Annotated in this window: 21 protein-coding genes; 9 read left to right on the top strand and 12 right to left on the bottom strand. The window is 44.4% G+C overall.

Features of this window, described 5'->3' with window-relative positions; genetic code table 11:
- Window positions 1-89: 89 nt before the first annotated feature.
- The 4 genes from ACYFDN_RS13215 to ACYFDN_RS13200 all read right to left on the bottom strand — a co-directional run bounded on the left by ACYFDN_RS13215 (window position 90) and on the right by ACYFDN_RS13200 (window position 4,214).
- Window positions 90-770, bottom strand: a complete 681-nt coding sequence (locus tag ACYFDN_RS13215) for a tetratricopeptide repeat protein (protein WP_483511496.1) — start codon at window positions 768-770, stop codon at window positions 90-92.
- 201 nt (window positions 771-971) lie between these two features.
- Window positions 972-2,144, bottom strand: a complete 1,173-nt coding sequence (locus ACYFDN_RS13210; protein WP_483511495.1) for a glycerophosphodiester phosphodiesterase family protein — start codon at window positions 2,142-2,144, stop codon at window positions 972-974.
- Between the two features lie 215 nt (window positions 2,145-2,359).
- The gene (locus tag ACYFDN_RS13205; RefSeq protein WP_483511494.1) at window positions 2,360-3,007 is read right to left on the bottom strand and encodes a tetratricopeptide repeat protein; all 648 of its coding nucleotides are present in this window, start codon (window positions 3,005-3,007) and stop codon (window positions 2,360-2,362) included.
- Window positions 3,008-3,218: 211 nt separating this feature from the next.
- Complete coding sequence (locus tag ACYFDN_RS13200; RefSeq protein WP_483511493.1) at window positions 3,219-4,214, bottom strand: AraC family transcriptional regulator; 996 nt, start codon at window positions 4,212-4,214, stop codon at window positions 3,219-3,221.
- Window positions 4,215-4,380: 166 nt separating this feature from the next.
- Here ACYFDN_RS13200 and ACYFDN_RS13195 point away from each other — a divergent pair, with 166 nt between their 5' ends.
- The gene (locus ACYFDN_RS13195) at window positions 4,381-4,950 is read left to right on the top strand and encodes a lipid-binding SYLF domain-containing protein (protein WP_016402808.1); all 570 of its coding nucleotides are present in this window, start codon (window positions 4,381-4,383) and stop codon (window positions 4,948-4,950) included.
- An 86-nt stretch (window positions 4,951-5,036) separates the two neighbouring features.
- Here ACYFDN_RS13195 and ACYFDN_RS13190 read toward each other — a convergent pair whose 3' ends face one another.
- The 3 genes from ACYFDN_RS13190 to ACYFDN_RS13180 form a co-directional block, all read right to left on the bottom strand.
- A complete protein-coding gene (locus tag ACYFDN_RS13190; protein WP_483511492.1) occupies window positions 5,037-5,462 on the bottom strand; it encodes an N-acetyltransferase in 426 nt (141 codons plus the stop codon).
- Window positions 5,463-5,621: 159 nt separating this feature from the next.
- Window positions 5,622-6,302, bottom strand: coding sequence for a helix-turn-helix transcriptional regulator (locus tag ACYFDN_RS13185; RefSeq protein ID WP_040307408.1), 681 nt, complete (start codon window positions 6,300-6,302; stop codon window positions 5,622-5,624).
- A gap of 87 nt (window positions 6,303-6,389) precedes the next feature.
- Window positions 6,390-6,773, bottom strand: coding sequence for a VOC family protein (locus tag ACYFDN_RS13180; RefSeq protein WP_483511491.1), 384 nt, complete (start codon window positions 6,771-6,773; stop codon window positions 6,390-6,392).
- A 249-nt stretch (window positions 6,774-7,022) separates the two neighbouring features.
- On the opposite strand from ACYFDN_RS13180, the gene ACYFDN_RS13175 reads away from it, so the two are divergent.
- From ACYFDN_RS13175 to ACYFDN_RS13155, 5 genes are all read left to right on the top strand, one after another.
- A complete protein-coding gene (locus tag ACYFDN_RS13175; protein ID WP_483511489.1) occupies window positions 7,023-9,428 on the top strand; it encodes a M48 family metallopeptidase in 2,406 nt (801 codons plus the stop codon).
- Window positions 9,429-10,010: 582 nt separating this feature from the next.
- Entirely contained in the window at window positions 10,011-10,835 is an 825-nt protein-coding gene (locus ACYFDN_RS13170) for an AraC family transcriptional regulator (protein WP_483511488.1), read from the top strand.
- Between the two features lie 35 nt (window positions 10,836-10,870).
- A complete protein-coding gene (locus ACYFDN_RS13165) occupies window positions 10,871-11,593 on the top strand; it encodes an AzlC family ABC transporter permease (protein WP_483511486.1) in 723 nt (240 codons plus the stop codon).
- Window positions 11,590-11,892 (top strand): AzlD domain-containing protein, encoded by a 303-nt coding sequence (locus ACYFDN_RS13160; RefSeq protein WP_483511484.1) that lies wholly within the window; start codon window positions 11,590-11,592, stop codon window positions 11,890-11,892. Before ACYFDN_RS13165 ends, ACYFDN_RS13160 begins: the two co-directional genes overlap by 4 nt.
- Before the next feature lie 267 nt (window positions 11,893-12,159).
- Window positions 12,160-14,157, top strand: coding sequence for a BCCT family transporter (locus ACYFDN_RS13155; RefSeq protein ID WP_483511483.1), 1,998 nt, complete (start codon window positions 12,160-12,162; stop codon window positions 14,155-14,157).
- 59 nt (window positions 14,158-14,216) lie between these two features.
- Here the strand turns inward: ACYFDN_RS13155 and ACYFDN_RS13150 are convergent, their stop codons facing one another.
- Window positions 14,217-14,597, bottom strand: coding sequence for a SpoIIAA family protein (locus ACYFDN_RS13150; RefSeq protein WP_152779438.1), 381 nt, complete (start codon window positions 14,595-14,597; stop codon window positions 14,217-14,219).
- Window positions 14,598-14,727: 130 nt separating this feature from the next.
- Between ACYFDN_RS13150 and ACYFDN_RS13145 the strand changes: the two genes are divergently transcribed.
- Window positions 14,728-15,138: a ribosome recycling factor family protein gene (locus ACYFDN_RS13145; protein WP_483511481.1), complete on the top strand. Its 411-nt coding sequence runs from the start codon at window positions 14,728-14,730 to the stop codon at window positions 15,136-15,138.
- Between the two features lie 53 nt (window positions 15,139-15,191).
- On the opposite strand, the gene ACYFDN_RS13140 is transcribed toward ACYFDN_RS13145, so the two are convergent.
- Complete coding sequence (locus ACYFDN_RS13140) at window positions 15,192-18,212, bottom strand: carbohydrate-binding protein (protein ID WP_483511479.1); 3,021 nt, start codon at window positions 18,210-18,212, stop codon at window positions 15,192-15,194.
- A gap of 597 nt (window positions 18,213-18,809) precedes the next feature.
- Here ACYFDN_RS13140 and yiaY point away from each other — a divergent pair.
- Complete coding sequence (gene yiaY / locus ACYFDN_RS13135) at window positions 18,810-19,958, top strand: L-threonine dehydrogenase (protein WP_152779442.1); 1,149 nt, start codon at window positions 18,810-18,812, stop codon at window positions 19,956-19,958.
- 191 nt (window positions 19,959-20,149) lie between these two features.
- Window positions 20,150-21,007: an AraC family transcriptional regulator gene (locus ACYFDN_RS13130; RefSeq protein ID WP_016402792.1), complete on the top strand. Its 858-nt coding sequence runs from the start codon at window positions 20,150-20,152 to the stop codon at window positions 21,005-21,007.
- Window positions 21,008-21,329: 322 nt separating this feature from the next.
- Here ACYFDN_RS13130 and ACYFDN_RS13125 read toward each other — a convergent pair whose 3' ends face one another.
- The 3 genes from ACYFDN_RS13125 to ACYFDN_RS13115 are packed head-to-tail and all read right to left on the bottom strand — an operon-like array spanning window position 21,330 to window position 24,687.
- Complete coding sequence (locus ACYFDN_RS13125; protein ID WP_483511478.1) at window positions 21,330-23,279, bottom strand: RecQ family ATP-dependent DNA helicase; 1,950 nt, start codon at window positions 23,277-23,279, stop codon at window positions 21,330-21,332.
- A 33-nt stretch (window positions 23,280-23,312) separates the two neighbouring features.
- Complete coding sequence (locus tag ACYFDN_RS13120; protein WP_338621770.1) at window positions 23,313-24,053, bottom strand: hypothetical protein; 741 nt, start codon at window positions 24,051-24,053, stop codon at window positions 23,313-23,315.
- A complete protein-coding gene (locus ACYFDN_RS13115) occupies window positions 24,025-24,687 on the bottom strand; it encodes a nucleotidyl cyclase domain-containing protein (protein ID WP_338621771.1) in 663 nt (220 codons plus the stop codon). The genes ACYFDN_RS13120 and ACYFDN_RS13115 overlap by 29 nt, the downstream gene beginning before the upstream one ends.
- Window positions 24,688-24,796 lie beyond the last annotated feature (109 nt).

Genomic DNA, 24,796 nt, shown 5'->3' with positions numbered 1-24,796 from the left:
ATATTTGACCGACTTAACCTTCAATCAATACCAACTCACTATTATTGTGATGACAGTAAGTTCATCTAAGATTTAGTAGCGCATTACGCCTACCAAGGCACCTCGATGCCCATTTCTTTAATTAATCGATCTACTTCTTTCCAAGCCGCTTTTTTTTGCGTCATGTCTAGCTCTTCGCCGATTAAGAAGTCGCGATCGCCAGGTGCATTACCATGGCCTAACAGCGCAGCAATCGACATCCACACATAGGCTTGCTCTGGATCTTCATCCATGTTTTCGCCTTCGAAGTAATACAAACCTAATAGGTAAGCAGCTTCTTGGTGTTTGTTTAATGCAGCTTGGTTATACCAAAACTCGGCTTTGCCAAAATCTTGCTCGGTGCCTACGCCATTCCAAAAGTTTTCTGCTAACAGAAATTGCGCTTCTGCATCTTGCTGCTTAGCAGCAACCATTAGCCACTCAACCGCCAGCTCAGGCATACTGCCTTGGCTAGTTAAGCCCTCTTGGTATAACACCGCAGCTTGCGTCATGGCAGCTACATTACCTGCTTTGGCAGCTTTTAAATATTCTGCCAAGGCTGCATCGTAGTTTTGCTCTACGCCGTCACCGTGGTGTAGTTGCTGAGCACGAGTAAACTCTTGCTCGCCACACACGCCGCTACATACAACTGCGGCTGGTGTTTCACTAGTACTAGTTTGATTGTTGCTGCTACAGCCAACGATAAACGCGGCGGCAATACAACTTGCTAAACAATAAACTGATTTTTTCATTATTATTCCTTTGTTGACCACTGCCTAATGACCAAAGAAGGCAGCGGCAGCAACGCTACCACACAATCGCTCGAAGAAAATAGTGAATAATTATTTTGTTGCGATTAATCAATTGCAGGGGAAATACAGAAAAAAGTGCTATTGCGATCACAAAGTTGCTGCTAATACGCATTAACAGCAACAGTTCGATGAATATAGTGACTATTTTATGCAGTTATCGAAGAAGGTCACAGTGGCTGGCCAATCAGAAAATACGCCAACTAACTCAAGATCTTTTTTAAGTACATTAAGTACTTCAAATTCGTGCATAGAGGTGTACTTGCGCTCGATGGTCCAAGTAATTAAATCTAAACCCGCTTCTTTTAGCTGCTTGGCATAGTCGGTAGCAACTACTGCTCCATCTTGCTCTTCAACAAGAGCAGTATAAATGGGCGCAACAATATTGATGTTTTTAGCGGCAATTTCTGTTGGGCTAGGCACACCATCAAGCAAGTAAATAAGGTAAACAGCCTGCTCCCCAAACTCTGGGGTGTTGGCAACCCAGTATTCAACATCGTCAATTGAGAAAGATTGAGCGTAAACCTCGCTAGGCTCGATGCCTGCTTCAATGTATTCATCAATCATTTTTTGGGCAAATTCTTGCTGGGTAATCCCTGCTGCTGCTAGGTCTTGCGCAGCGGGTGTTTTAAGCTCTGGGGTCATTTTTACGCCTAGCTCCTTAAACAAGGCGATACTCTCTTCATGCGACATTAATGTGCCAACCTCAGCGTAAAGATCGGTACGGAAACTTGGCGTTGCGTCCATGTATTCTTCAACTGTGGTTGCTTGTTTATTAGCCGCGTCCATTTTACCGGTCAGGCTTTTATATTCAGCCAAGGTAAAGTCTGAGGTACGACACTCAGCAGTGGCCTCTACGCCATTAGCAGTGTCTGCCGGAGTGAAGGGAACTGAACATTTAGCAGCTAACTCTGGCACTGCCAGTACGTTGGTGGTGGTGTGTAAATCGGCATGTGAGTGGCGGCAAACCAGTTCGCCATCTTTAGTAAAGGCTACATCACACTCAAGCACACCTGCTCCCATGCGCGCGGCAGCCATATAGCTTTCTTTGGTATGCTCTGGGAACATGAGTGGCGCGCCACGGTGACCAATAGAGAAGTCACTTACGCTGTAAGTTGTCATGTCATCTACACACGCTTGCAAGCTTGTTTTTAGCTCTCCGTCGGCGAGCTGATCAACCAAGAATGCTGGACGAGGCCCTAATTGCACTTTTGATATAGCCCCAGTGTTGGCCGCTTGAATAGGATTGTCGTCGTCGCTACAGGCACTTAATAGTACAAGTGGGCAGAGAAATAGCCCAAGCTGAGAGAATTTCATTGGTTAACGTCCTTATTGTTGGTGAATAACATCGATTTAAGAGCTAACCAGTAAAGGTTCATCGGGTGACAAAGTGATGAAAAATTGATGTTAGATTTATGTCACAAAGATGAACGGCTTGTAAAAGCAACAAAGCCAGCAATAACTATGCTGGCTTTGTTGATTTTAGTTGATTTTAGTTGATTTTAGTTGATTTTAGTTGATTTTAGTTGATTTTAGCGATAATCGGGAATGCTTCGATTCCAGGTCACTAACTTTTTATCATTAGCTTTGTTGCGCCAATAACTGGCTAAGCGCGGGTTAGGTTCGGTGGCCAAGCCTACTTTATAGTAGTAAGCCAAAGTACTAGCAGCAGGTTTAGAACCTTTATCAGCAGCCAAGCTAAACAGTTCAAAGGCTTTGTTATAATTTTGCTCAACTCCACGACCGTAATGGTACATGCGGGCCAGAGCCCAAATAGCTTGTGGGTTACCCTGTTCGATAGCCTGTTCAAATAAGCGCTGCGCTTTTGCGAAATCTCGCTCACCACTTATTCCATGGTAGTAGAGCAAACCCAATTCACGGCTGGCTGCTGGGTGCATTTCTTGGCTGGCTACTTGGTAATAACCAAGCGCCTTAGTTAAATCGGCTGCTTCAAACATGCCTCTTGCACTAGCTTTACCTATCCAATACGCCGACTCTGGCCTGCCTTGCTCTGCTAACTGCTGGTGTAAGTTATAACAACTCTGCTGTTTTTTAAGCTGGGTGCACCAAGCACTTAAACGCTGATCTTCATAAGTAGCGTTTGGCTTTGCAGAAGCCACAAAGCTATTACTCAAAGCTAGGCTTAGCCCGGCCACACACCAAACAAGTAATTTTTTCATGATTTTCATCCTTGGCTTATTACGACAACTTAGGAGTTAAACCCACTCCTTTGTGATCTATGTCGCATTTTGTATGCCAAATATAAAAACCATATATTTCAAAGTAATGACAGAATCTAAATTCCAAATCACACCATAATGAAGCAATAATCACCAAATTGAGTCACCAAATCAGTAATTATGAAAAACAATAATAAAGAAAACAGATTTGTTAATAGCCTTTCGCCGATTTACGCCATTGCAGTGGCGTTTGCTTGAACCACTTTTTAAAGCTGCGGATAAAAATGGCCGGTTCTTTAAAACCCAGTTGCAAAGAGATATCTGCAATTGATAGCTGACTATCAACTAAAAATTCCACTGCCATGGTTTTTCTGGCGTCTTCTAACAAGCTTGAATAGCTAGTACCTTTGGCTTTTAAGCGCTTTTGCAACACCCGAACATGTACTCCAAATAACTCCGCTACATGCTCAATACTGGTGTTTCCATCGTAGATTAATGGCGGCAAAATCTGATAAATAAGGTCATCCAAGTCTTCAAGCCTCTGTAAGGTTTCGCTACTTTGTTTACGCAATGCTTCTGCAGGGTAAACTTGCGCGCCAGTAACGTGGGCCCAACGCTGTTCAAACACAATGGCATTAATCGCTTTATTGTCTTTTACCGGGCAATTAAGAAGTTGGGATAGCTCTTTAGTGTGACTAAAACTGTGCATTAACCACACTTCTGTCGCTCGCCATGACTCTCCAAACAATGTTTGGAAGGTTTTAAACAAGTTACACAGCATCGCCCTATGCAACGAATCACAACTAAGTTGATCAGCAAAACGTAAACTAAATTCGGCTCGAACTAAGTCCCCTTCCTTCACTAAATCTAAATTAGTTCCGCTCGACTGAGCATTCAAGAATGCTTTCAACATTTGGATCATCGCTTCTAGATTAGGCATGCTTTGAACCGCAATGGCTAGTACCCCTTGCTTACGCAAAGGCATCGACAAGCCACAACGTGCGCTGGCCAAAGGCTGTTGACTAACGCGATCTGCAGCTGTCATTAACTTTGCCACTTTAAGCTGGCTAATTAAGCCGCTGGTTTGACGCAATAAACTCGGCGAGATATCTGCTGCGGCTAACAGTCGGTGCCTGTCTAAACCTTGCTGCTCCAATATGTCTACAACCCACTTTAAGGCTGGTAACTGAAATTGATATTCCTGCATCTCGCCGCCACTTCCCAATGAACCATAATCATCATTTTTGCACTTGTTCGCAAAATGTCAATTTACTGCCATGATTTGATTAAAATAGCAGCAAGTTGAAAGGCCGAGTTGTATTTCAGATTGTTAATTTTTGCTGGCCATACCCAGCACATATTTAGGATCAATAATGACAAAATCACTTAAAGCTATTTTCGCCATCGCACTATTAAACATGACTATTAGCATGCCTGCATTTAGTAAAAGCGCAGCAGAAGAACGTGCAGAATCAGACCAAATGGTTCAAGAAACCTTGGTAGACTTTAAGAAAGAAAATAGCGACATTGCCGGTAAAATCAACGGCGCTGTAGGTTACGCAGTATTTAGCAATGCCGGTATCAACTTGTTTGTTATCTCTGCTGGCGGCGGCCATGGTGTAGCCATCGATAATGCAACTGGCAAGCGCACTTACATGAATATGGGTGAAGCGGGTGTAGGCTTTGGTGCTGGTGTTAAAGATTTTAGAGCCTTAATGGTGTTTAATACTCGCGAGTCTTATGACAAATTTGTTGAGTCTGGCTGGTTATTTGGTGCTCAAGCGGATGCCTCAGCTAAAGCTGGCGATAAAGGTGGCTCTGCAGAAGGCGAAGGTGCTATCGGTGACGTAGATATCTATCAAATGACCGAAGCTGGCTTATCGTTAGAAGCGACCGTAAAAGGCACTAAGTTTTGGAAAGATAAAGACTTGAACCAAAGCTAGACTTAAATAAGTAAGCAAACAAATAACAAAAAAGCTTGGCTCAATTGGCCAAGCTTTTTGCTTTCTGCCTTTTACTTTCTGCAGCTCTAGATACCGGTACTCATGGTGTATTCTGGCAAACCAGTATGTGGGTCTGTTTGCTCTTTCACTAAACTAAAACCCTGAGACAAATAGAACTGATAACTAGCGGTGTTTTGCTTATACACCGACAAAGTTAAAACACTGCGCTGTTGCTTGGCATGAGCAATGAGCTGTTTTCCAATACCCTGCCCTTGTGAATCGGGTGCCACAAAAATAGCCGCTATATGTTTTTCATCAAGCGCATAAAACCCAAGTACTTGGTTGTCTTGCTGATATACATAAGTCTCGGCATTAGGCAGATAGAGACTACGCATATTATCTACTTGCGAATGCCAAAAACTGGCATCTACAAAATCGTGCGCTTTTATCGAAGCGGCCAGCCATATATTCAATACTGTTTCAGTATCACCTGATTGATAAGGTCGGATCATTTTGAATGCGATATTAGTGACAAGATAAACAATGATACCGCAAACAAACAGAGAAAGGGCATGTCAACTAAATGATAGTTTGATGAAGGTTAAGCTAGCTGCGAAAAATCTGATTCGAGCTCTGAAATATCAAGAGACCAATAACAATAAGGCATAAATTTAATGCCCTTCTTGCTCCATTTTCTCTACAAAGTCATCTAGCTCTTTTCCGGGGCTGTGGCTAAACACCCGTTCTTGATGATGTAATTCGGTAATTCGATCAACCCGAAAGCTGCGAAAATCATCGCGCAATTCGCACCACGCAAGCAAGGTCCAGGTGCCTCGCCAAAAATAAATGGCCAGTGGGCGAATTTCTCGTTTGGTGCAGTCAGCCTTGGCATCTTGGTAGCAAATCTCTAGGTATTCACGCTGTTGCGAAGCAATACGCAAAGGATCTAAGTATTTGAATTGGTCGCTGTCGATATAAAAATCGGGGGCAAACATTAAAGATTGATAGGCTTGTAGGCGTTGTGGCAATACCGCTTCTACTTTAATCATTGCTTGCTTGGCAGCCGAAGACAGTTCTTTGCCTGCCCAGGTTTGCACCATTCGCATGCCAATTTGAATGGCCTCTAGTTCCGCTTCATTAAACATTAGCGGTGGTACGCTAACTTCTTGGCGCAACAAATAGCCTACGCCAGCTTCTCCTTCAATGGGAATGCCACTTAAACAAAGATCTTGTACGTCACGGTAGATGGTGCGGGTTGACACTTCTAAACGGTCGGCTAAATCTTGGGCAGTGGTGAGTCGCCGCATACGCAGAATTTGTACTATCTGAAAAAGTCTGTCTGCCCGTCTCATAAATCATCCCTGCCAAAGTGCAGAGCAAACACTAGCCCAGCTTTAAAGGCTGGGCTAGCTAAATTTGCTTGCATAACAACGTCGATATTACTGGAACTTAGACCACAGACCTATTTTATTACCTTCACTATCCACAAATAAGGCGAAGTAACCATGCTCGCCATCTTGAATGGCAGTAACAGGCATTAGGATTTGCACGCCCGATTGAGTAATTTTATCCACCAATGGGCTAAGTTTTTCGCTTAAATGCAGATAAATGGTGCTGCCATCCATGCTTGGCTTCATCATTTCATGCTGACATAAACCAAAACTAGCAGCCTCTGGATCTTCGGTTTCTAAAATGGCCATATCCATATCGCCCATATTCTCGCGGCGAAAGGTTAGATCAAAGTGCTCGGCGTAAAACGCTAACGCGCGGTCCATATTGGCAACGGCGATCTCTGCCCATACTAAAGGTGCAACTGCTAACATAACTATCTCCTTGCTGTTACCGGCTAGCCCCCATGGCCAGCCAGTGAGATAACTATAGTCCCCCCCTACTGACAACTACCTGTCAGTAGGGTTTCAGTAGCAGCGTTTTATTTTGTGACCAGTAATCTGCGCTAGCTCGAATAGTTTGCAATTTGCTCTTGTACCCTAAAGCCAAGCTATTGAATCTGATTAGCTTATTTGCAAAAATTCTGGCGACAAATTTATCACTATAAACACAAGGAAATGTGAGTGGCTAAATATGAGTTAGTGAGTTTAGGCGCTCAAAATGGAAATACTCGCGATAACCATGTGGTACATAGTCTGTGTAAAGCCTTAGATATCACACCCGCTACAGCTCAAAAATACTTGGTTGAAGGACATGTCCTTAAAGAGAGCCTTTCACTAAGTTTGGCAAAAAGCCTTGCCGCAGTATTTAGCGAGCATGGCCTACGAGTAGAGCTAAGGGAAATGGCAGTGCTTGAAACAAACAGCGCTGCACCTACTGCCTCTCATAGCAAAGCTCAACAAAATAGTGCGCCTAAACTAAAAGCTGACTTTATTAAACTGCTTAGTGGAGAGTTCCCTCGCTCTAGCGTAAGCCGAGAGTACAGAATTGGCATGATATGCACGCTACTTATTAGCCTAATTGCTCCGCTTATTTACTTGCTGATGTTAGTAGGTTTAATCAGTTTTTCGGTGTTTTACTTCTCGGTGTTAGTTGAAAATATCGGTGATTTTTCTGGAGGCATTGCTAAGCAATTTCTCCTCGTTGTTCCTTATTTTATTGTTATTGTGCTGTTTCTATTTTTGCTTAAACCTTTATTTGCCACCTACCAGCAACCCAAACTATATCGCCTACAAGCCAAAAGAGCCCCGGCATTATTCAATCTAGTTGATGTAATGTGCGACAAACTAGCGGTTCCTCGCCCAACAGAAATTTGCTTAGACACCCAAGTAAATGCCTCTGCCGGAGGCCTAAACGGCTGGCTTAGCCTGCGTAAAGGAGAGTTACGCCTAACCATTGGCATGCCCTTACTAACCGGCATGAATATGCGCCAGTTAAGTGGCATTTTGGCGCACGAGTTTGGCCATTTTGCTCAAACCCAGGCGATGCAAACCCGCTATATTGTGCAAACCGTTAACCATTGGTTTTATAGCCGAGCCTACCAGCCCGACGAATGGGATTTACGCCTGCAAAACTGGGCTAAGCAAGAACACATGCCCTTTGTTATGAATATCGCAATTATTGCCGCTCAGCTTTCTATAGGCCTTACTCGATTCATTTTTAAAGGCTTGTTTAATCTCAACTTTAAGCTCACTCAATATATGTCTCGCGCAATGGAGTTTGACGCCGACAGCTACGAAAGCCGCTTTGTGGGTAGTGATCAGTTTGAGAACACCGCCATTGAACTGCGTAAGCTGGCCTTAGCCGCGCAAAAAGTAGCAGACATCAATAAACTAGCCTGGAATGACAACAAACTACTGGCGAATATACCGTTGGCGGTTGCTAATTTAGCCAAGCAAACCAGCAAAGCGCAGATGAGCAAAATAGAACAGCAAATGCAGCGCACAGACAGCTCAACCTGGGATAGTCACCCTGCAGATAAAGATCGTATTGCTTTTGTTACATCACGAGGCGACCAAGGTATTTTTAAATCTGAATTACCTGCAGCTTTGCTAATCGGTGATATCGACACCTTAAGCGAGTCGGTAAGTGCTTTTTTCTATACTCAGCAAGGCATAAAACAGCCCAGTAAATTTACGGTGAGCAACGACAGTTTAATTGAGAATGAGCAACAAAAACAACAAACTGCCGAGTACCTAAAGCAGTTTTTTGGAGAGATCTACAGCGGACGCTTTTTCCATCTTTCCAATCTTGTCGACAATAAACCCAGCGGTTTAAGCGACTGTATCGCGCAGATTAATGCCCAACATCTACAAATCAACAATCAGGAACAGCTCTACTTTAAGCAGCTAGACACCTTGCGTGTCGCCTCTTTAGTAAAGCTTTATTATGAAGCTAACTTAAATATAGCGCCGGAAGAGTTTGACCTGCCTGCGAGTAATCGAGTTGATGTTGGTAATTTAATCACCGAATCTACGGCGGCAATAAAACAGTATCAAAATGAATTTAAACCCTTTGATAAACTGTTACATCACCGCATTATGCTGTGCCGTTCGTTGATGTCGAGCCAACAAAGTGCCCGGCTAGATAGCTTATTAAACGCTCTCCAAGGCATGGCTAAGCTGGAGCCTATTATCAATAACTTAGAGCGTTTTCACTTTATCCTCGATACGCTAATCAACCTAGACGATGAATGGCAATCAAAAATTCATTCTCGGCTATTAGCGCAAACAAATTTGTGCGCCTTGGAAACTAAGCGTTTAGCCATTGAAGCGAAAAACATTAGCCTGCCAGATCCTAAATACCCTAACTTGGCTGAGTTTATCGAAGGCTGGAATGGCGGCGTACTGGACTTCTCCCCCACTATTCAACCCTCGCAATACATGTTCATTTGTGAACAGAGTTATAAGGCAGCAAAATACAAACACTATTGGTTATGCGCCGAACTAAGCCAACTATGTATGGAAGTTGAGAGCAGCATCGATACTCAAGCACTAAATGAACCCGCCGATGAGCTCGCTTTGGTTTAGAGCATTATCTCGTCCAGAGCACAGTTTTCCACGACCAGCTGAGTAACTAGGGCCTGTTGATCTTTGCTGAAGGTTTTTACAGCAATTTATTAGCCATATAGGCAAGGCAGTGAGTGTGAAGTTAAGTGGGCTTAATAATCACTCGCTAACGCTGAATAAATGGCTAAGAAATGCTGCCCGAAGGGTTCAGATAAGCGAACATTACTCTTCGTTGAACACTTTTCACTTAGCCCACTAGGTTTCAAAGTGCTCGCCGCGATTAAAGCACGCTTATCTTGAATAAAATTTCAACACCAAAGATCAACATGCCCTAGCACTTACTCAGCAAATTAAGCCCAAAGCGAACAATTTTGTACAAAACCTTCTGATAAATCTGCGCTATGATGACAGCTTATACCAATCACACTAAGTAAGTGATCAGAAATAGCGCAGGAAAAATGCTCGAGAATAAGGCAGGATTTTTCGATAAGTAGTTATTCTACAATCAAAAATTCTAACGCAGTTATCGAGCATTTTAACCAGTTAGAATGATCAGTTACTTGGTACGATTGGTATTATTCCGGCCAGTAAGGAGGCAAGCCAATGACAAAAGAACAAGCACGTTATCAGCTTGCCGACGAGTTAGGCGGTATAGAAATACTGAATGCCCGCTATCAACAGCAAAACTTTTCACGGCATAGTCACGAAGGCTACACCATTGGTGTGATTGAAAGTGGCGCGCAACAGTTTTACCGCACCGGTGGCAACCATATCGCCCCGCAAGACAGTATTATTTTGGTGAACGCCGATGAAGTACATACTGGCTGCTCGGCCTCGAAAGGAGGCTGGTCTTATCAGGCCATGTACCCCACTCCTGAACAATTTGAACAACTCAGCCAAGATCTAGGCATTAAGCAACAAGGCGCTCCCTATTTTAGCCAAGCAGTGGTGCAAGACTCGGTGGTTGCTGGCTCTTTACGCACTACCCTTGCATTGCTGGCTAACTCTAACAATCGTTTACAACGTGAGAGTATGGTGTACGCGAGCCTGAGCTTACTGATGACTCGGCACGCTAAAACTCGCCCAACAAGCACATCTACCTTTAATGAGCGCAATCACCTTAGTTTAGTGAAGCAATTTTTGGATGAGCAGCCTCAAGCCAATGTCTCTCTCAGCGAACTGGCTAAGTTAGTCAATTTGAGCCCTTGTTATTTAGTGAAGCAGTTTGTAAAGCGCTACGGTCTTCCGCCACATGCTTACCAAATTCAAGCGAGATTACGCTTAGCCAAACAACTGTTGCGCCAAGGTAACAAGCAATTGGATGTCGCCTTAGATTGTGGCTTTCATGATCAAAGCCATTTTAGCCGCCACTTTAAACGCGCTTTGGGTGTTTCTCCTGGCCGTTATGCCAAGGAACTTGCAGCTTAGCTGCAGCCTGTCGCTTTACCCTCTCAAGGAAAATTGTGAACAGTACAAACTATATAAACCATCTAACTTGGTCTAATAAACTCACCGCATTTGCCAAAGGCACCTTAGCGGTATTACCGCTCACCATAGCCGTTGTGCCTTGGGGAATATTAGCGGGATCTTATGCAATGGAGGCGGGCCTTAGCCCTTTGCAAAGCCAAGCTATGTCGGCCATTTTATTTGCGGGTTCAGCCCAATTGGTAGCTACCGGCATGTTTAAGCTGGGAGCTGGCCTGTTAAGTATGCTGGTTACCACCATGCTAATTACTTCGCGCCATTTTCTGTACAGCATGGCTATGCGCCCCAAAATTAGTGGCTTACCGCTAAAGTGGCGCCTATTACTGGGTTATTTGCTTACCGATGAATTGTTTGCCATTGCCAATCAAGACAAAGCTGAACGCTTTGACCGCTGGTACGCATTAGGGGGCGGCTTAAGTTTTTATCTTGGTTGGAATATCGCTTCTGCGGTGGGCATTGTGGCTGGCGCAAATATCGAAAACCTAGACAGCTGGGGGCTAGACTTCGCCATTGCCGCTACTTTTATCGCCATTGTTGTGCCAAACATAAAACATGGCTCGGGCTTACTGTGTGGGCTTATCGCTTTAGTGAGTTCGGTAGCGTGTGAACTTTATGCAGTGCCTGGAGGCCTACTCATTTCGGCTCTGCTGGCTATGGGTTTAGCCACAGCTTACGCTAAGTGGCGCGGAGAAGAGCAATGATTTGGTTTACTATTTTAGCCATGGCCGCAATTGTGTTTGCCAGCCGTTACCTGTTCTTAGAGCCAAAAATTCCGCTTAGGTTGAACAAGACAACGTTACAGTTTTTAAGCTACTCAGCCCCTGCAGTGCTAACGGCCATATTTGCTCCGATCGTTTTTATTCAGGATAAACAGCTGGCTCTGTCTTTCGATAATCCCTATCTATTGGCCGCTATACTCGCTGCGCTATTAGCCTACTTCACCCGTAATGCACTAATAACTACCGTGGTGAGCATGGCAATATTTTTATTTATTCATTAACCTTTAGCTAGTGGTAAACACTTTAAGATATCTACAAGGAGGTAGATCAAAGCATAATATAGCAACACTGTGTTAGTGTGCTGGCCTCCAACGCACATGTAAGTTTGGTGTTTTGCTGTGGCTAAATACCAAGGTGCTTTTTTGGCTGTTTACTTGGCATGGTTTGTAACATGCCCAGCTTACACATTTGCAGGCTAACACCTTGCAATAATTAAGCAGTCATCGCGCGTCAGTTGGGCTGAACACGCGAACTAACACAGAGTTTTTATGAATATCACTAGCAAGATAAACCCTCCTGTTTTTTATTCTTCTTTAGTTATAGCCTTATCCATCGCACTATTTTCAGCATTGTTTCCAGATATTTCTGCGAGCAACTTTAACCAAATACAAACTTGGCTTAGCACCAATGTAAGTTGGATTTACGTGCTATCAGTCGCCATATTCCTAATATTTGTAGTGTGTGTGATGGTAAGTCGCTTAGGCGATATTAAACTTGGGCCTGACCATTCAGAACCCGATTACAGCAACTTATCGTGGTTTTCGATGCTGTTTTCTGCCGGTATGGGAATTGGCTTAATGTTCTTTGGCGTAGCCGAACCAGTTATGCACTACATGTCACCGCCTTTAGGTGATGCGATGAGCATAGAAGCCGCCAAAGATGCCATGCGTATTAGCTTTTTCCATTGGGGCTTACACGCGTGGGGAGTATATGCAGTAGTTGCGTTATCGCTCGCTTACTTTAGCTACCGCCACAAATTGCCCTTGCTACCACGCTCTGCCCTTTACCCTTTAATTGGTGACAAGATCCATGGCCCTATTGGTCATGCCACCGATACCTTTGCAGTAGTGGGAACCATATTTGGTGTGGCTACTTCCCTAGGTTTTGGGGTACAGCAACTTAACGCTGGCCTTCATTACTTATTTGGCTTGCCGCAAACCGAGTGGATTCAGCTAGCCCTTGTAGTGATTGTTATTGCACTTGCTACGGTCTCGGTAGTGCTTGGCTTAAACGGCGGCATTAAGCGCCTTTCAAACCTAAATGTAATTTTGGCATTAGTGCTAATGGTAGCCGTATTGCTATTTGGCCCAACTGAGCTATTACTGCAATCCTATGTGCAGAATACCGGCACCTACATGAGCGAGTTGGTAAGCAGTACATTTAACCTTTACGCCTACGATAGAAAAGAAGATTGGATTGGCGGTTGGACCTTACTCTACTGGGGTTGGTGGGTGTCTTGGTCTCCATTTGTGGGCACCTTTATTGCCCGCGTATCGCGGGGGCGTTCGATCCGTGAGTTTATTGTTGGCGTATTGTTTATTCCTGCTGGCTTTACCTTCCTATGGATGACTATTTTTGGCAACACCGCAATACATATGATTGCCGGTGATGCTATGAGCTCACTAGCCGTGGCGGTTAATAACGATGTAGCAACGGCAATTTTTGTATTCTTTGAGCAACTGCCTTTATCGTCGGTACTATCACTGATTGCAGCACTACTAATTACCACATTTTTCATTACTTCTGCCGATTCTGGCGCTTTGGTTATTGATACCATCACTGCTGGCGGCGAGAGCAATACACCCTTGTGGCAACGTATTTTTTGGACCTCAATGATTGGTTTTATCGCCGCTGCATTATTGTTTGCAGGTGGCTTATCGGCACTACAAACCTTAACCATTGCTTCTGCTTTTCCATTTATGTTTGTATTGCTTTGCTTTTGTTATGGTTTGTTTAAAGCGCTTAAACACGACTACATGCTGCAAAACAGCGTACAAACTCACAATACCTCGGTGCAATTTTCTAAAGCCAACATATCTTGGAAAGAGCGCTTAGATGCTTTGCTGGTTCACCCTTTAAAACCAGAAGCAGAAAGCTTTTTAAGCCAAGTAGCTCGCCCAGCACTCACTCAATTAGTCGAACAATTCTCAGCCAATGGCTTAAGCGCCAAACTGATAGAAGACAGCGACAAAATTAGGCTAACGATTTACAAAGAAGAAGCTGAAAACTTCGCTTACGGGATCCGTTTACGTCACTTTGTGATGCCAAGTTATGCTGACGAACAGCACAACAACTATTACCGAGCCGAGGTATTTTTATTGCAAGGCGGCCAGCAATACGATGTGTTTGGCTATACCGAAGACCAAATCATTGCCGACGTAATTAGCCAATACGAGCGCCACTTACATTTCTTGTATTTAGCTAGTTCAGAAATATTGGAAGAAGAGGCTAGCCCTATGCAACAGGCACAGCAGCAAAACACCTAATCGCTTAAGCCTATAAACCTAACAGCCAGAGCCAAGCTCTGGCTGTTAGCCTAGTGTGTTTAGCTTTCTAACCAAACCAACGCGCTTTGCTCGTCTTCAAATACCTGTACTTCACCTGCGATAAACCAATTCCCCACTTTTGAAGCCCACTCTAACCACTGTTGATGGCCTAAAATAGCCACTCTTTCAAAATCCTGACCGTGTTTTAAGCCGAGTTTTAAATCGTCCCACGCTGCCCTTAGCTCCCAACCTTCTAGCTCGCTAGCATCAAAAAAAGCGCGTATTTGAGGATGTTCAACCTCTGCTAAGGCTGATTCGAGGATCGGTGTAATGGTTTGATAGTCTTGATGAGTGAGTGTACCGCAGGCTTTAAACGAGACTAATAAGCGCGTTTCTACACGCTCGATGCCCACGGTAATGCCGTGTCTGCGAATCGTCATATTGAGTTCCTTGTTAGTCCAAACTTGCCTTACCAGTATGGTTGAGATTTGCCCACTCTCAAGCCTAGTTGAGCAGTTTTAGGGCCAATAAGTTGCGCTTCACTTGGCGATTGTATTTAGATAGCTTTGAATGCAAAATTCGCCTATGAAAAACAAAGACTTCGCAATCACCGTCGCTCTGCCTTCGCTGATTCACCGCATTGGTGGTGACAATACCAAACAAGCCAAACAGCTGGCTCTGGAATCGGCTTGCCAGTTAAAACGAATACGCCGCTCTAGAAACTGGCAGCTAACCGGCGAAGCTTCTGCCCTAAGTGCTTTATCAACACGTATTAAAAACCTAGAAAGTGACAATTTTGCTTATTTGCTCACTAAACTTGAGCTGCGTTTAGCTGCCTACCAAGAGCAATTAGAACCTAAAAGCGAACGTCTCGCCCGATTAATAAAAGAAAAGCCTAACATCACCTTGGCGGAGCTACTTGAGCAAACCGATTGTTCATTAGCCGAAGCCCGACTAGCCCGTTTTGATGCAGAGCTATAAATAACAAAGCCACAGCATAACGCCGTGGCTTTTTAAGGTTTAAGCTAACCAGATTATTGCTTGGTTAAGGTGAATTTGTCAGCATTCCACTGCCAAGAACCAGCTTCTCCTACTCCCATAATGCGAATAGTGTGTTGGCCCTCACTCAAGCTTATGTTGTTGCTCACCAAGTTACTCGCAAATACATCCCAAGAACCGGTATTGGTAATGGCAGAGCTGGCTTGTGACTCACCATCTACCCATACCTCTATGCCAGTATTCGCTAAGTTAGTACCCGCTTCGATGCTCATGCTATAAGTGCCAGCTTGCTCAATCGTTACCAGATAATCGGCATAATCTCCGGCCTGATTAAAGTTAATCGCCGAGCCACCGTTAATAGCATATACCTGAAAACCATCGTAGCTGCCGCCAGTATCAGCAAAGCTTTCGGCTTCAACAGAAATAACTACTTCACCGGGTGTAGGGTCTGGGTTAGTAGAACCGTTGTCGGAATTAGGGGTAAATACCAGCTTGTCGGCATTCCATTGCCAAGCATTATCTGCCCCCACACTGATTAAGCGAATGGCTTGCTCACCACCAGTGGCTACCACTAAATTGGCGGCAATCACACGGCTTTGGAAATTATCCCATCCACCGGTTGGGCTAATGCTGCTTACCGCAATAGATTCACCATTTAGTATTAGCTCTACGCCAGCATCATTCATAGGCGTAGCGGCGTACAAACTTACGCTATAGCTACCTGCTGCAAGATTTACTGTGTAATCGGCATAATCACCGGTTTGGTTAAAGTTAATGCCTTGCCCACCGGCAATATCATAAACTTCAAAACCACCATTTGCCCCGCCAGTAGCAACAAAGCTTTGAGCTTGTAGCGTTACAGCTGTTGGGTCGGTGCTGCCATCACCAGGATCGGTACCGCCATCACCAGGATCGGTACCGCCATCGCCTGGATCGGTACCACCGTCGCCAGGGTCTGTGCCGCCGTCACCTGGGTCTGTGCCGCCGTCACCTGGGTCTGTGCCGCCATCACCAGGGTCTGTGCCACCGTCACCTGGATCGGTGCCGCCATCACCTGGGTCTGTGCCACCGTCGCCTGGGTCAGTGCCACCGTCACCTGGGTCTGTACCGCCGTCGCCGGGATCAACATCGCCTTCTAATACTTGAACAAAGTGGGCGCGCGCACCATTCCACTGCCAACCGGAGCTGCCCGAGCTCATAATCCGCACGGTATGCGTACCAGGCTCTACTTCGAAAGACCCAGCTAAATCGGTTCGTTTATTAACGTTCCAATTTCCAGATGAAGCAATATCACCACTTAGCACCTCAACACCATCAATGAATATGGTAGCGCCGATGCCACTGGCGATGTCAGTACCAGCAGAAATACCTGCCATGTAAGTGCCACCACTGCCAAAGTCTACATCAAAGAAGTCGCCATAATCGCCGCGGGTATTAAAGGTAACCACACCATTACCAACACCCCAGCCATAAACGTTATCGTTCTCTACTTCGTCCCCTTCTTTACCAGTAGCGCCATAGTTAACCAGCTCTAGGTCAAAACGCTTACCAATTTGCAGAATATCTGCGGTAACACTAATGGTTTGATTAGGAAGATCTGCATGTGAACCCGTGAAGGTTACACTGCCTGCTGCTTTCGCACTAACCATGCCTGAGCGGTTGATATCAGCAATACTAGGGTCGCTAGACAGCCAATTCATTTGCTTGTCGGTAACGTTGCTTGGGGTAAACTGCGGCACTAATACATAAGGAATATCGCTTTGAATCTCGATATGGCTTTGCTTAGCGGCGATACCTTGCAGCGTTACCACTTCAGGTGAGCCACTAACCGGATTCCCCCACTTCTCGCGATAAGCTTCAGTGCCACCATATTCGGCTGCAACTCGGTTTTCACCGGGTTTACCATTTAGGCCATCACCGGTTTTAATGGTTGGGTCCATAAAGTAACGACCGCGCCAGTTTTGCTCTGTTTCATCGTTAGTCCATACCCTCACGTACTCAATTTGGTGACCAAAATCGAGCTCATTTGCACTAGGCATACCAAACCAATCGGGCATGGTTTCGGTATCTAACAACAAATATAGTGGCGTGTGGTAGTAACGGTTTTTCATTGAACGGATCGGTTTGCCGTCAAAGTACCAAATAATTTCTTCAGGCCCCCAGTAAAAACCGTACACATGGAAATCGTCCGCAAAATCAATGTCGGCTTTCCAGTGACCACCGTTTTGATAAGCGGTGTACTCATTACCTTCTTCATTCACGTAAGACATTTCTTCGCCCTGGTGAATAAATACCCAAGAGTTCATGTTGTAGTAAGGTGCCCACTCTGAGCGACGACCCGATTGCTCGTAAACATCTAGCTCAAGCTTGCTTTTTACATGTCCGGGCTCATTAAACTGCGATAGGTACTCTTTATCTTCCAAGGTTTCGGCATACAACCAAAAACCACTAGAGCCAATGCCCACTTTAGATTTAACTTCAAAGTAGCCATAACGAATAGGGTTTACGTTTTGAACGCTGGCCGAAGTCCAGCCGTAGTACCATTCATTCCAAAACCCATGTGGAGTATAAGACTCATCATTGGCAATACTTAGGTGCAGTTTACCGCCTTCTTGCTTCACATTTTTAGGAGCAAAAACAGCAGGTGCTCGACCGCCCCAAATATGGTTGTTAGGCAACCATTTGCCATTTTCTTTCCCCATCAAGTTGTATTCATTGAACTGCGGGCTATCAAACTCATCGCTGAGTTCTTCAACCATCGTCCAGCCACCTTGGTTAGCTAAATCAGATAATGGGTAGTTTTGATGTTCTGGGCTGGTGCGCTTAATTGCATCAGCTGGATCCCAAGGCGATAGGCCGTTCCCTGGCACTTGTTCGGGTTCTTCATAAGCTTCTTCTACTAGCTGGCCATCAACATCATAGTAGCTATCGGGGTATTGATGGAAAGAGCCTTCCCAAGGTGTATAAATTGCCTGTACCGGTGCACTGCTAAAAGCCAGCGCTAGCGCGCTCGACATAGCCAATGCAATTGGCGACTTAGGCCATTGTGTAGACATGATTTTCGTCCTTAAATATCACCGCTTCTTTTCTGCGGTATAAATGAATAGTGCACACTTACGCAGCACCGATTAGCTCACCCGAAAGTGAGATCAGTTAGCACTAAACCGGTAGCTCAATAGGTAGCCACCGAAGAACGATGTATTTAGGAAGAACTATGCAAGCTTGGTGAATATCCACCCAGATTGAAAAGCTAGTTGACCTATTACTATGTTATTTTTGTTTTACGCCGAGCTTAATAAACACCACTTGAAAGCGATATCAAATCACCAGCAATGACCTTTTTACCAACAATTATTTATTTTATGAACAAAAATATTAATAAGATTTAATGGAATAAAAATTCAAATATATTATTAAATTAGCAGTATATATATGATGAAAATATGAAGAGTCACTACTGAGCATACAAAACCCTACGTGAAGACGCCCATCACATTTTACAAAGGTTTTGTTGCTCGCAACCTGCACGCAAAGCCATTACTAAAAAACGAGCTACTTTTTTAAAAGCTGAGCTAGTTGCAAATTCGGCCTGTTGTTAGCATCCATTTCCAGAAGATCATAAAACAATCCAATAACTTTTGTGGAGCTATATCATGCCAAGTACTTTCTATATTCCAGCAATAAACCTAATGGGTGCAGGCTGCCTTTCTGAAGCTGTTGTTAATATTAAAGCATCTGGTTTTAAGAGTGCGTTAATCGTTACCGATGAAGTTCTTAATAAGATAGGCATTGTAGGCAAAGTAGAAACCATGCTTGCTGATGCTGGCGTTTCTGCAGTGGTTTACGATCAAACCAAGCCAAACCCAACAATTACCAACGTTAATGAAGGTTTAGCGCTACTAAAGCAAGCCAATTGCGACTGCGTTATCTCTCTTGGCGGTGGTTCACCACACGATTGTGCAAAAGGCATTGCACTGCTTGCGGCTAACGGCGGCGAAATCAAAGACTACGAAGGCGTAGACCAATCAGAAAAACCGCAGCTTCCGCTGATTGCGATCAATACTACAGCGGGCACCGCTTCAGAAATGACGCGTTTTTGTATCATTACTGATGAAGCCCGCTACATTAAGATGGCCATCGTTGATAAAAATGTAACCCCATTACTATCGGTAAATGACCCAGAATTAATGTTAGCAAAACCCGCTTCTTTAACAGCTGCAACCGGTATGGATGCCCTAACCCACGCTATTGAAGCCTATGTTTCAACTGCTGCTACTCCAGTAACTGACGCTGTTGCCATTAAAGCCATTGAAATGATTCAAGCTAACCTACGTACTGCAGTTGCAAACGGTAGTGATCTATCGGCACGTGACAACATGGCCTATGCGCAATTTATGGCAGGCATGGCATTTAACAATGCTTCTCTAGGCTATGTACACGCTATTGCTCACCAACTAGGTGGTTTTTACGACCTGCCACATGGTGTATGTAACGCTATTTTATTGCCACACGTTCAGCAATATAACGCGCAAGTAGTACCAGAGCGCCTTGCCGACGTAGCCAAAGCAATGGGCGTAGACATCGCTGAGCTAAGTGCCGAGCAAGCTGCAGAAGCAGGGCTTGAAGCGATTCGTCAACTATCAAAAGACGTAAACATACCAGCAGGACTTGAAGGTTTAGGCGTTAAGGCTGATGACTTTAAAGTACTGGCTGAGAACGCACTCAATGATGCTTGTGGTTTTACTAACCCTAAACAAGCTAGCCATAGTGAAATCGTAGAGATTCTTGCTTCAGCAATGTAACGCAAAATTAGCTTGATGCTTAGGCATCAGCAAAAACAATAAGCGGCGAATTTCTTGGTAACTTCGCCGCTTTTTAGGTTAATCCCCCACCCCATACTGCTACTTTACGCCCGCAATCTGGCTAGGATCAAAAAGCCAATTCAACGATCGGTATATATTTCGTACTCTATTAACCGAGGCAGACGCGAACTATGCACAGAATCAACAATTTTAGTCGGATCGCCGAACACGAATATGCGCTCTCAACAGATAGCCTAAACATGTTGTTTTATGCCTTGCCCAAACACTTTTCTGACCAGTACCGCTCTTACGATGCACCCCGTTTGTGTACAATTTTAGACGGAGAGAAAAAGGTGAGTGTGAACCAATCAGAGAATTTTGTTTACACAAAAGACCAGTTTATCCTCATTCCTCCACACGCTAGCGTACACATGACAATGCCAGAATCGACTAAAGCATTGGTATACGAGTTTGGCGATCAAATCATTGACTATGTGGGCCAAAGAGTCGCTGACAACCTGCAATTAGATCCTCCCCAACAATTTAGTGATTCGACCTTTGCACTTAGCGCTTACTCAGAAAGAACAGCGGTACTGCACCAGCGAATTCAAGAGATTTTGCAGGATCAGGATAAGAACATGCGCTTTCTTATCGACCTAACTTGCCAGGAAATGGTCTACGAGTTGATGAAACTTGAAAGTTGTAATGAAATTATTCAGCACCACAAAAATCATCCAATAAATATCGCCATTCGTATCTTTGGCTCTAATGACAATGCCGGCATATCTGTGTCACAGGTGGCCGAAGAAGTGGGAATGTCTTTATCTAACTTCAGTCAAAAATTTAAGCAAACGACAAACTATACTCCGAAGGAGTATATGACTAAGCTGCGACTAAAAAGATCCAAGCTTCACCTTAAGAACATGTCGGTTACAGATACCGCTTTTGAAACAGGATACGACAACATTTCTCACTTCATCCGCCTGTTTAAAAAGGAATATGGTATGACCCCTAAACAATACCAATTAACAGGGAGAGACCACCATTAAGCACTCTGCTGAATATTAGAGCTTGAATGTAGAGGGTTAGCCAAACGCACCGGCCTAGAAGCTAACTTCCATTGCAATTACCCATTAGTAAAACATATTCCAAGATGGTGAGTGGGCAATACTGGAATGGAAAGATCCCATCGGTTTACGAGGATGCGGCTTCTTTCAATTTGAAAACGGCTTAATCGTGTTACAACGCGGCTACTGGGACAAGCTTAGTTTTCTTAAAGCACATAAGCTTCCTATTCCTAGTGAGTAACGCTAAAACGCCTCGAGCTAAAGCACCATCTTTGCCTTAGCGCTCCGCTGTTAAGCAAGCTTATTAACCAAGCTGCTCCCACAATCTCTCTACTTGCTGCAAGGTATTTGCGTATGGCTGTTTTTCACAGCAGGCAAACCCAGCCAGCTGGCGAAGTTTAAATTTTGTAGACCACGGACTGGTCACCCCAGTTAAAAATCGACAGGCCATTATGGGGCTAAGCAGCGCTTGTTGGCTGGCACTTAAATGTTGTTTAAGCTCTTGTAAGTAATTAAACACTTGAGCATCGTCTAGCTGCTTAAGCGGCGCAGAATAACTCAACTTAGCCACTTGCCCGCGGCATACACTACAATGGCCACATTGTGCAGGCGCGTTGTGGTCATCAAAGTAACGCGCTAACTGGTAACTTAAGCAAGAATCTAGTTCAAAGAAACGAACCAACTGGGCAATCCGTTTAATCTCTTTAGTTTGCGTATCGTTGAAGTACTGGCTTAAACGGCTGGCAAGTTGAGGGTCGGCCAAACCCGCTGCGTTTACTTGATATACCTCGGTAATCTTCTTGGTTTCTAACTCGATTAAGCCCTGCTCTGCCAAATACTCTAGGGCGGCCACTACTCTGGAGCGCTCTGCTTGATACTGCTGATACAGGCCATCAAAGTTAAGGCTTCCCCATATTTTTTTCATTTGGGTATGAGAGAAAATCGCTTCAATAAACTGTAAGCGTTCGCCAGAAAAGCGCGCTAGCACTGCGCTTTTGTCTACTAAGAACTTGTACTTAAAATCAGCATAATAGGCATATAAAGGCTTAATAAGACCTTGAATCTCTAATTGCACCAATAGCGTTTTAAGTGGCAGTTGGCGAATATTAGTAAGGCTAGACAGGCTGTTGATTTGCACTTCCCATTGCTCGCCTTGAGATTCAGCCTGAATGTTTGCCAACAAGGCTTCTATGCCACTTTGCTCGGGCGTATCGCCGTATACAAAGTTCTCCACCGTGGTTAAACCGTCTAAATTCGCCAAGGTTAAACAGTGCGAAAGCTGACCATCGCGCCCTGCTCGGCCAATTTCTTGGCTATAGTTTTCGATAGACTTAGGCAAATCAAAATGCACTACAAAGCGAATGTCACTTTTATCTACTCCCATACCAAAAGCTATGGTGGCTACCACCACCTGCACCTTACCCGCCATAAAATCATCTTGCGTTTGCTGGCGTTGCTCATTGGCAAAACCTGCATGATAGGCAACCGCGTTTATGCCTTGTTGCTGTAAAAAGCTTGCCACCTGTTCAGCGCTGTTTTGCAAAGTAACGTAAACGATGCCAGCACCCGTTTGTTGGCGAATAAATGCTAATAGCTGTTGCTGCTTATCGTTGCTACTGCAGGCTTGCACACTCAGATCTAAGTTGTTTCGATAAAAGCCTGTTTGCACGATGTCATCTTCTGCTATAGCGAAGCGCGCAGCCATATCGAGTTTTACTTTTTTGGTGGCCGTGGCGGTTAATAGCAGCACTAAAGGAATGTTAAGTTCTTGACGATATTGCGGCAGCTTTAAGTAGTCGGGGCGAAAGTTATGGCCCCACTCAGAGATACAGTGCGCCTCGTCTACCACCAACATAGACACAGCTACCGATTCAATAAACTGACGAAAACGCTCGTTTTTAAAACGCTCTACCGAGACCATTAATATTTTAGTTTTGCCGCTGCGCACCTCACTCATTACCTGCTTACTTTGTTCAGCAGTTAAGGTGGAATCTAAACTGGCTGCAGCAATGCCTTTAGCCTGTAAAAAAGCCAGCTGATCTTTAATCAAAGCCAATAACGGAGACACCACCAAAGTAAGATGCGGCAGTTGCAAGGCGGTAAATTGATAACATAGCGATTTACCCGACCCTGTGGGAAAAATCGCTAAACAAGAACGCTGAGCCAATAAGCGCTCCACCACCGGTGCTTGCCCTTGACGAAAACCGTCAAATCCAAAATGTTGTTTTAACTGAGCAGATAAATTTTGAGGCATGTAGGTAAGCTCTTAGTGGTTAAATAAATTAAACTATAGGGCGTGGTATAAGGCATGTGCAGCCAAGCCAATAAACACGCTGGCGGCAACACTAAGCAAAGTACCCAGCATTACATATTCGGTAAGTTTTCGGTCGCTATGATCTTTTAGGTCGCCAAAACGAAAAATCGATTTGGCGGTAACAATAAAGCCAATTGCGGCAAATTGATTGAGCAATACACAAGTGAGCACCAAGCTACGCTCAACCATGCCAATCGCCTGCCCAGCCATCGGTAAATTTTGCTTTGGCTGTTCAGTAAGTGGGCTCCAGCGCTGCAAGATTAAACCAAGCACCTTTGAACATGGCCCCCAAATAAGTAAATAAGCAAAAATAATTACTAATACTTTGGCCTGCATCGCTTGCTCGAAGAGCACACTCACTAGCGGCCAGGCTTGGCTTAACTCCACAACCAATAGCAACAATACTGCAAGCTGGGCTAGTTGCTGGCCAAGGTAATAACGGCTTCTATCGGGCAAGTAAGCACTTACCCCAGCAATTAACACACTGGCGATAAACAATGCCGCTATAGCTGCTAACAAAGGGCCAAGTGCTGATACAAACAACATGCTTATACCTGCAAACAACACCGTGATAAGCAGCGCGCGAAAATACAAACCACCAGCTGCAAACTTGCTTTGCTGAATGGCTTCTAGCCAAGAGTTTGGTAAACAATAAAACTCTAACAACAGATAAGCTAAGCCAATACTAAGAGCGAATTGCGCCAGTGTTTCCATAATAAAACTCTTCCATAAGTTGGATAAAAAACAGTTTATATTCTTCTAGCAATTGGTACTGAGACTGATTGAGCAACTTGGTAGCATTAACCCGTGAACTATTAAGTTGCGCCGCCAGTGCTGCGTGGCTTGGCTCAGTTAGCTGCCAGTATAACGACAAGGCTTGCGCTTGTTTAATGGTAAGTTCTTGCACTTGATGGTCGGCAAATTTGGTGAGCAATTCAATACGTTGCGTAAACTTAGTGTCGTTGCTAAATATTCCCAAATAGTGACGTTTAAGACTATCTAGCCCGCGCCCAGACAATACAAAGGCTTCACCATTTGAGCGTGACACAAATTCTGCCAAAGGATCTATCTCGCCAATACCAATTCCAATACGTGCATCAAAGGCTAAGTGTTTATCGCCAGACGCTTTTAAATCTAAACGAATTGCTAAGGCACATTCTAATGCTTGGCGTGGATCATTGAGCACCAGCTGAAAAGCATCACCGCGAAAAATTTCGTAGCGACATTGGTAGCGTTCGCTGGCTAAAGCCAAACTAGCACTTAATCGCTGCAAAATTTTTGCAAAATCTTGGCTGTTTAACTCACTAGAGCCAACTAAGTCCCCAGTAAGAACGGCTACCTGCTGCATAGTATTATCCTCTTCATTGAGAACAAAGTAACCCAAATTAGTTACTTTGTAAAATGTAACCCATATAAGTTACATAAAGCAAAGTAACTTGCTTATTACCCGCTAAGCA

This window comes from Agarivorans sp. D1326 (assembly GCF_056958115.1).
This window is presented reverse-complemented; position numbering and strand designations above follow the sequence as displayed.

Coding starts and splice junctions, on each gene's coding strand:
- ACYFDN_RS13215 (WP_483511496.1), bottom strand. CDS start 770: ATGAAAAAATCAGTTTATTGTTTAGCAAGTTGTATTGCCGCCGCGTTT.
- ACYFDN_RS13210 (WP_483511495.1), bottom strand. CDS start 2,144: ATGAAATTCTCTCAGCTTGGGCTATTTCTCTGCCCACTTGTACTATTA.
- ACYFDN_RS13205 (WP_483511494.1), bottom strand. CDS start 3,007: ATGAAAAAATTACTTGTTTGGTGTGTGGCCGGGCTAAGCCTAGCTTTG.
- ACYFDN_RS13200 (WP_483511493.1), bottom strand. CDS start 4,214: ATGCAGGAATATCAATTTCAGTTACCAGCCTTAAAGTGGGTTGTAGAC.
- ACYFDN_RS13195 (WP_016402808.1), top strand. CDS start 4,381: ATGACAAAATCACTTAAAGCTATTTTCGCCATCGCACTATTAAACATG.
- ACYFDN_RS13190 (WP_483511492.1), bottom strand. CDS start 5,462: ATGATCCGACCTTATCAATCAGGTGATACTGAAACAGTATTGAATATA.
- ACYFDN_RS13185 (WP_040307408.1), bottom strand. CDS start 6,302: ATGAGACGGGCAGACAGACTTTTTCAGATAGTACAAATTCTGCGTATG.
- ACYFDN_RS13180 (WP_483511491.1), bottom strand. CDS start 6,773: ATGTTAGCAGTTGCACCTTTAGTATGGGCAGAGATCGCCGTTGCCAAT.
- ACYFDN_RS13170 (WP_483511488.1), top strand. CDS start 10,011: ATGACAAAAGAACAAGCACGTTATCAGCTTGCCGACGAGTTAGGCGGT.
- ACYFDN_RS13160 (WP_483511484.1), top strand. CDS start 11,590: ATGATTTGGTTTACTATTTTAGCCATGGCCGCAATTGTGTTTGCCAGC.
- ACYFDN_RS13155 (WP_483511483.1), top strand. CDS start 12,160: ATGAATATCACTAGCAAGATAAACCCTCCTGTTTTTTATTCTTCTTTA.
- ACYFDN_RS13150 (WP_152779438.1), bottom strand. CDS start 14,597: ATGACGATTCGCAGACACGGCATTACCGTGGGCATCGAGCGTGTAGAA.
- ACYFDN_RS13145 (WP_483511481.1), top strand. CDS start 14,728: ATGCAAAATTCGCCTATGAAAAACAAAGACTTCGCAATCACCGTCGCT.
- ACYFDN_RS13140 (WP_483511479.1), bottom strand. CDS start 18,212: ATGTCTACACAATGGCCTAAGTCGCCAATTGCATTGGCTATGTCGAGC.
- yiaY (WP_152779442.1), top strand. CDS start 18,810: ATGCCAAGTACTTTCTATATTCCAGCAATAAACCTAATGGGTGCAGGC.
- ACYFDN_RS13130 (WP_016402792.1), top strand. CDS start 20,150: ATGCACAGAATCAACAATTTTAGTCGGATCGCCGAACACGAATATGCG.
- ACYFDN_RS13125 (WP_483511478.1), bottom strand. CDS start 23,279: ATGCCTCAAAATTTATCTGCTCAGTTAAAACAACATTTTGGATTTGAC.
- ACYFDN_RS13120 (WP_338621770.1), bottom strand. CDS start 24,053: ATGGAAACACTGGCGCAATTCGCTCTTAGTATTGGCTTAGCTTATCTG.
- ACYFDN_RS13115 (WP_338621771.1), bottom strand. CDS start 24,687: ATGCAGCAGGTAGCCGTTCTTACTGGGGACTTAGTTGGCTCTAGTGAG.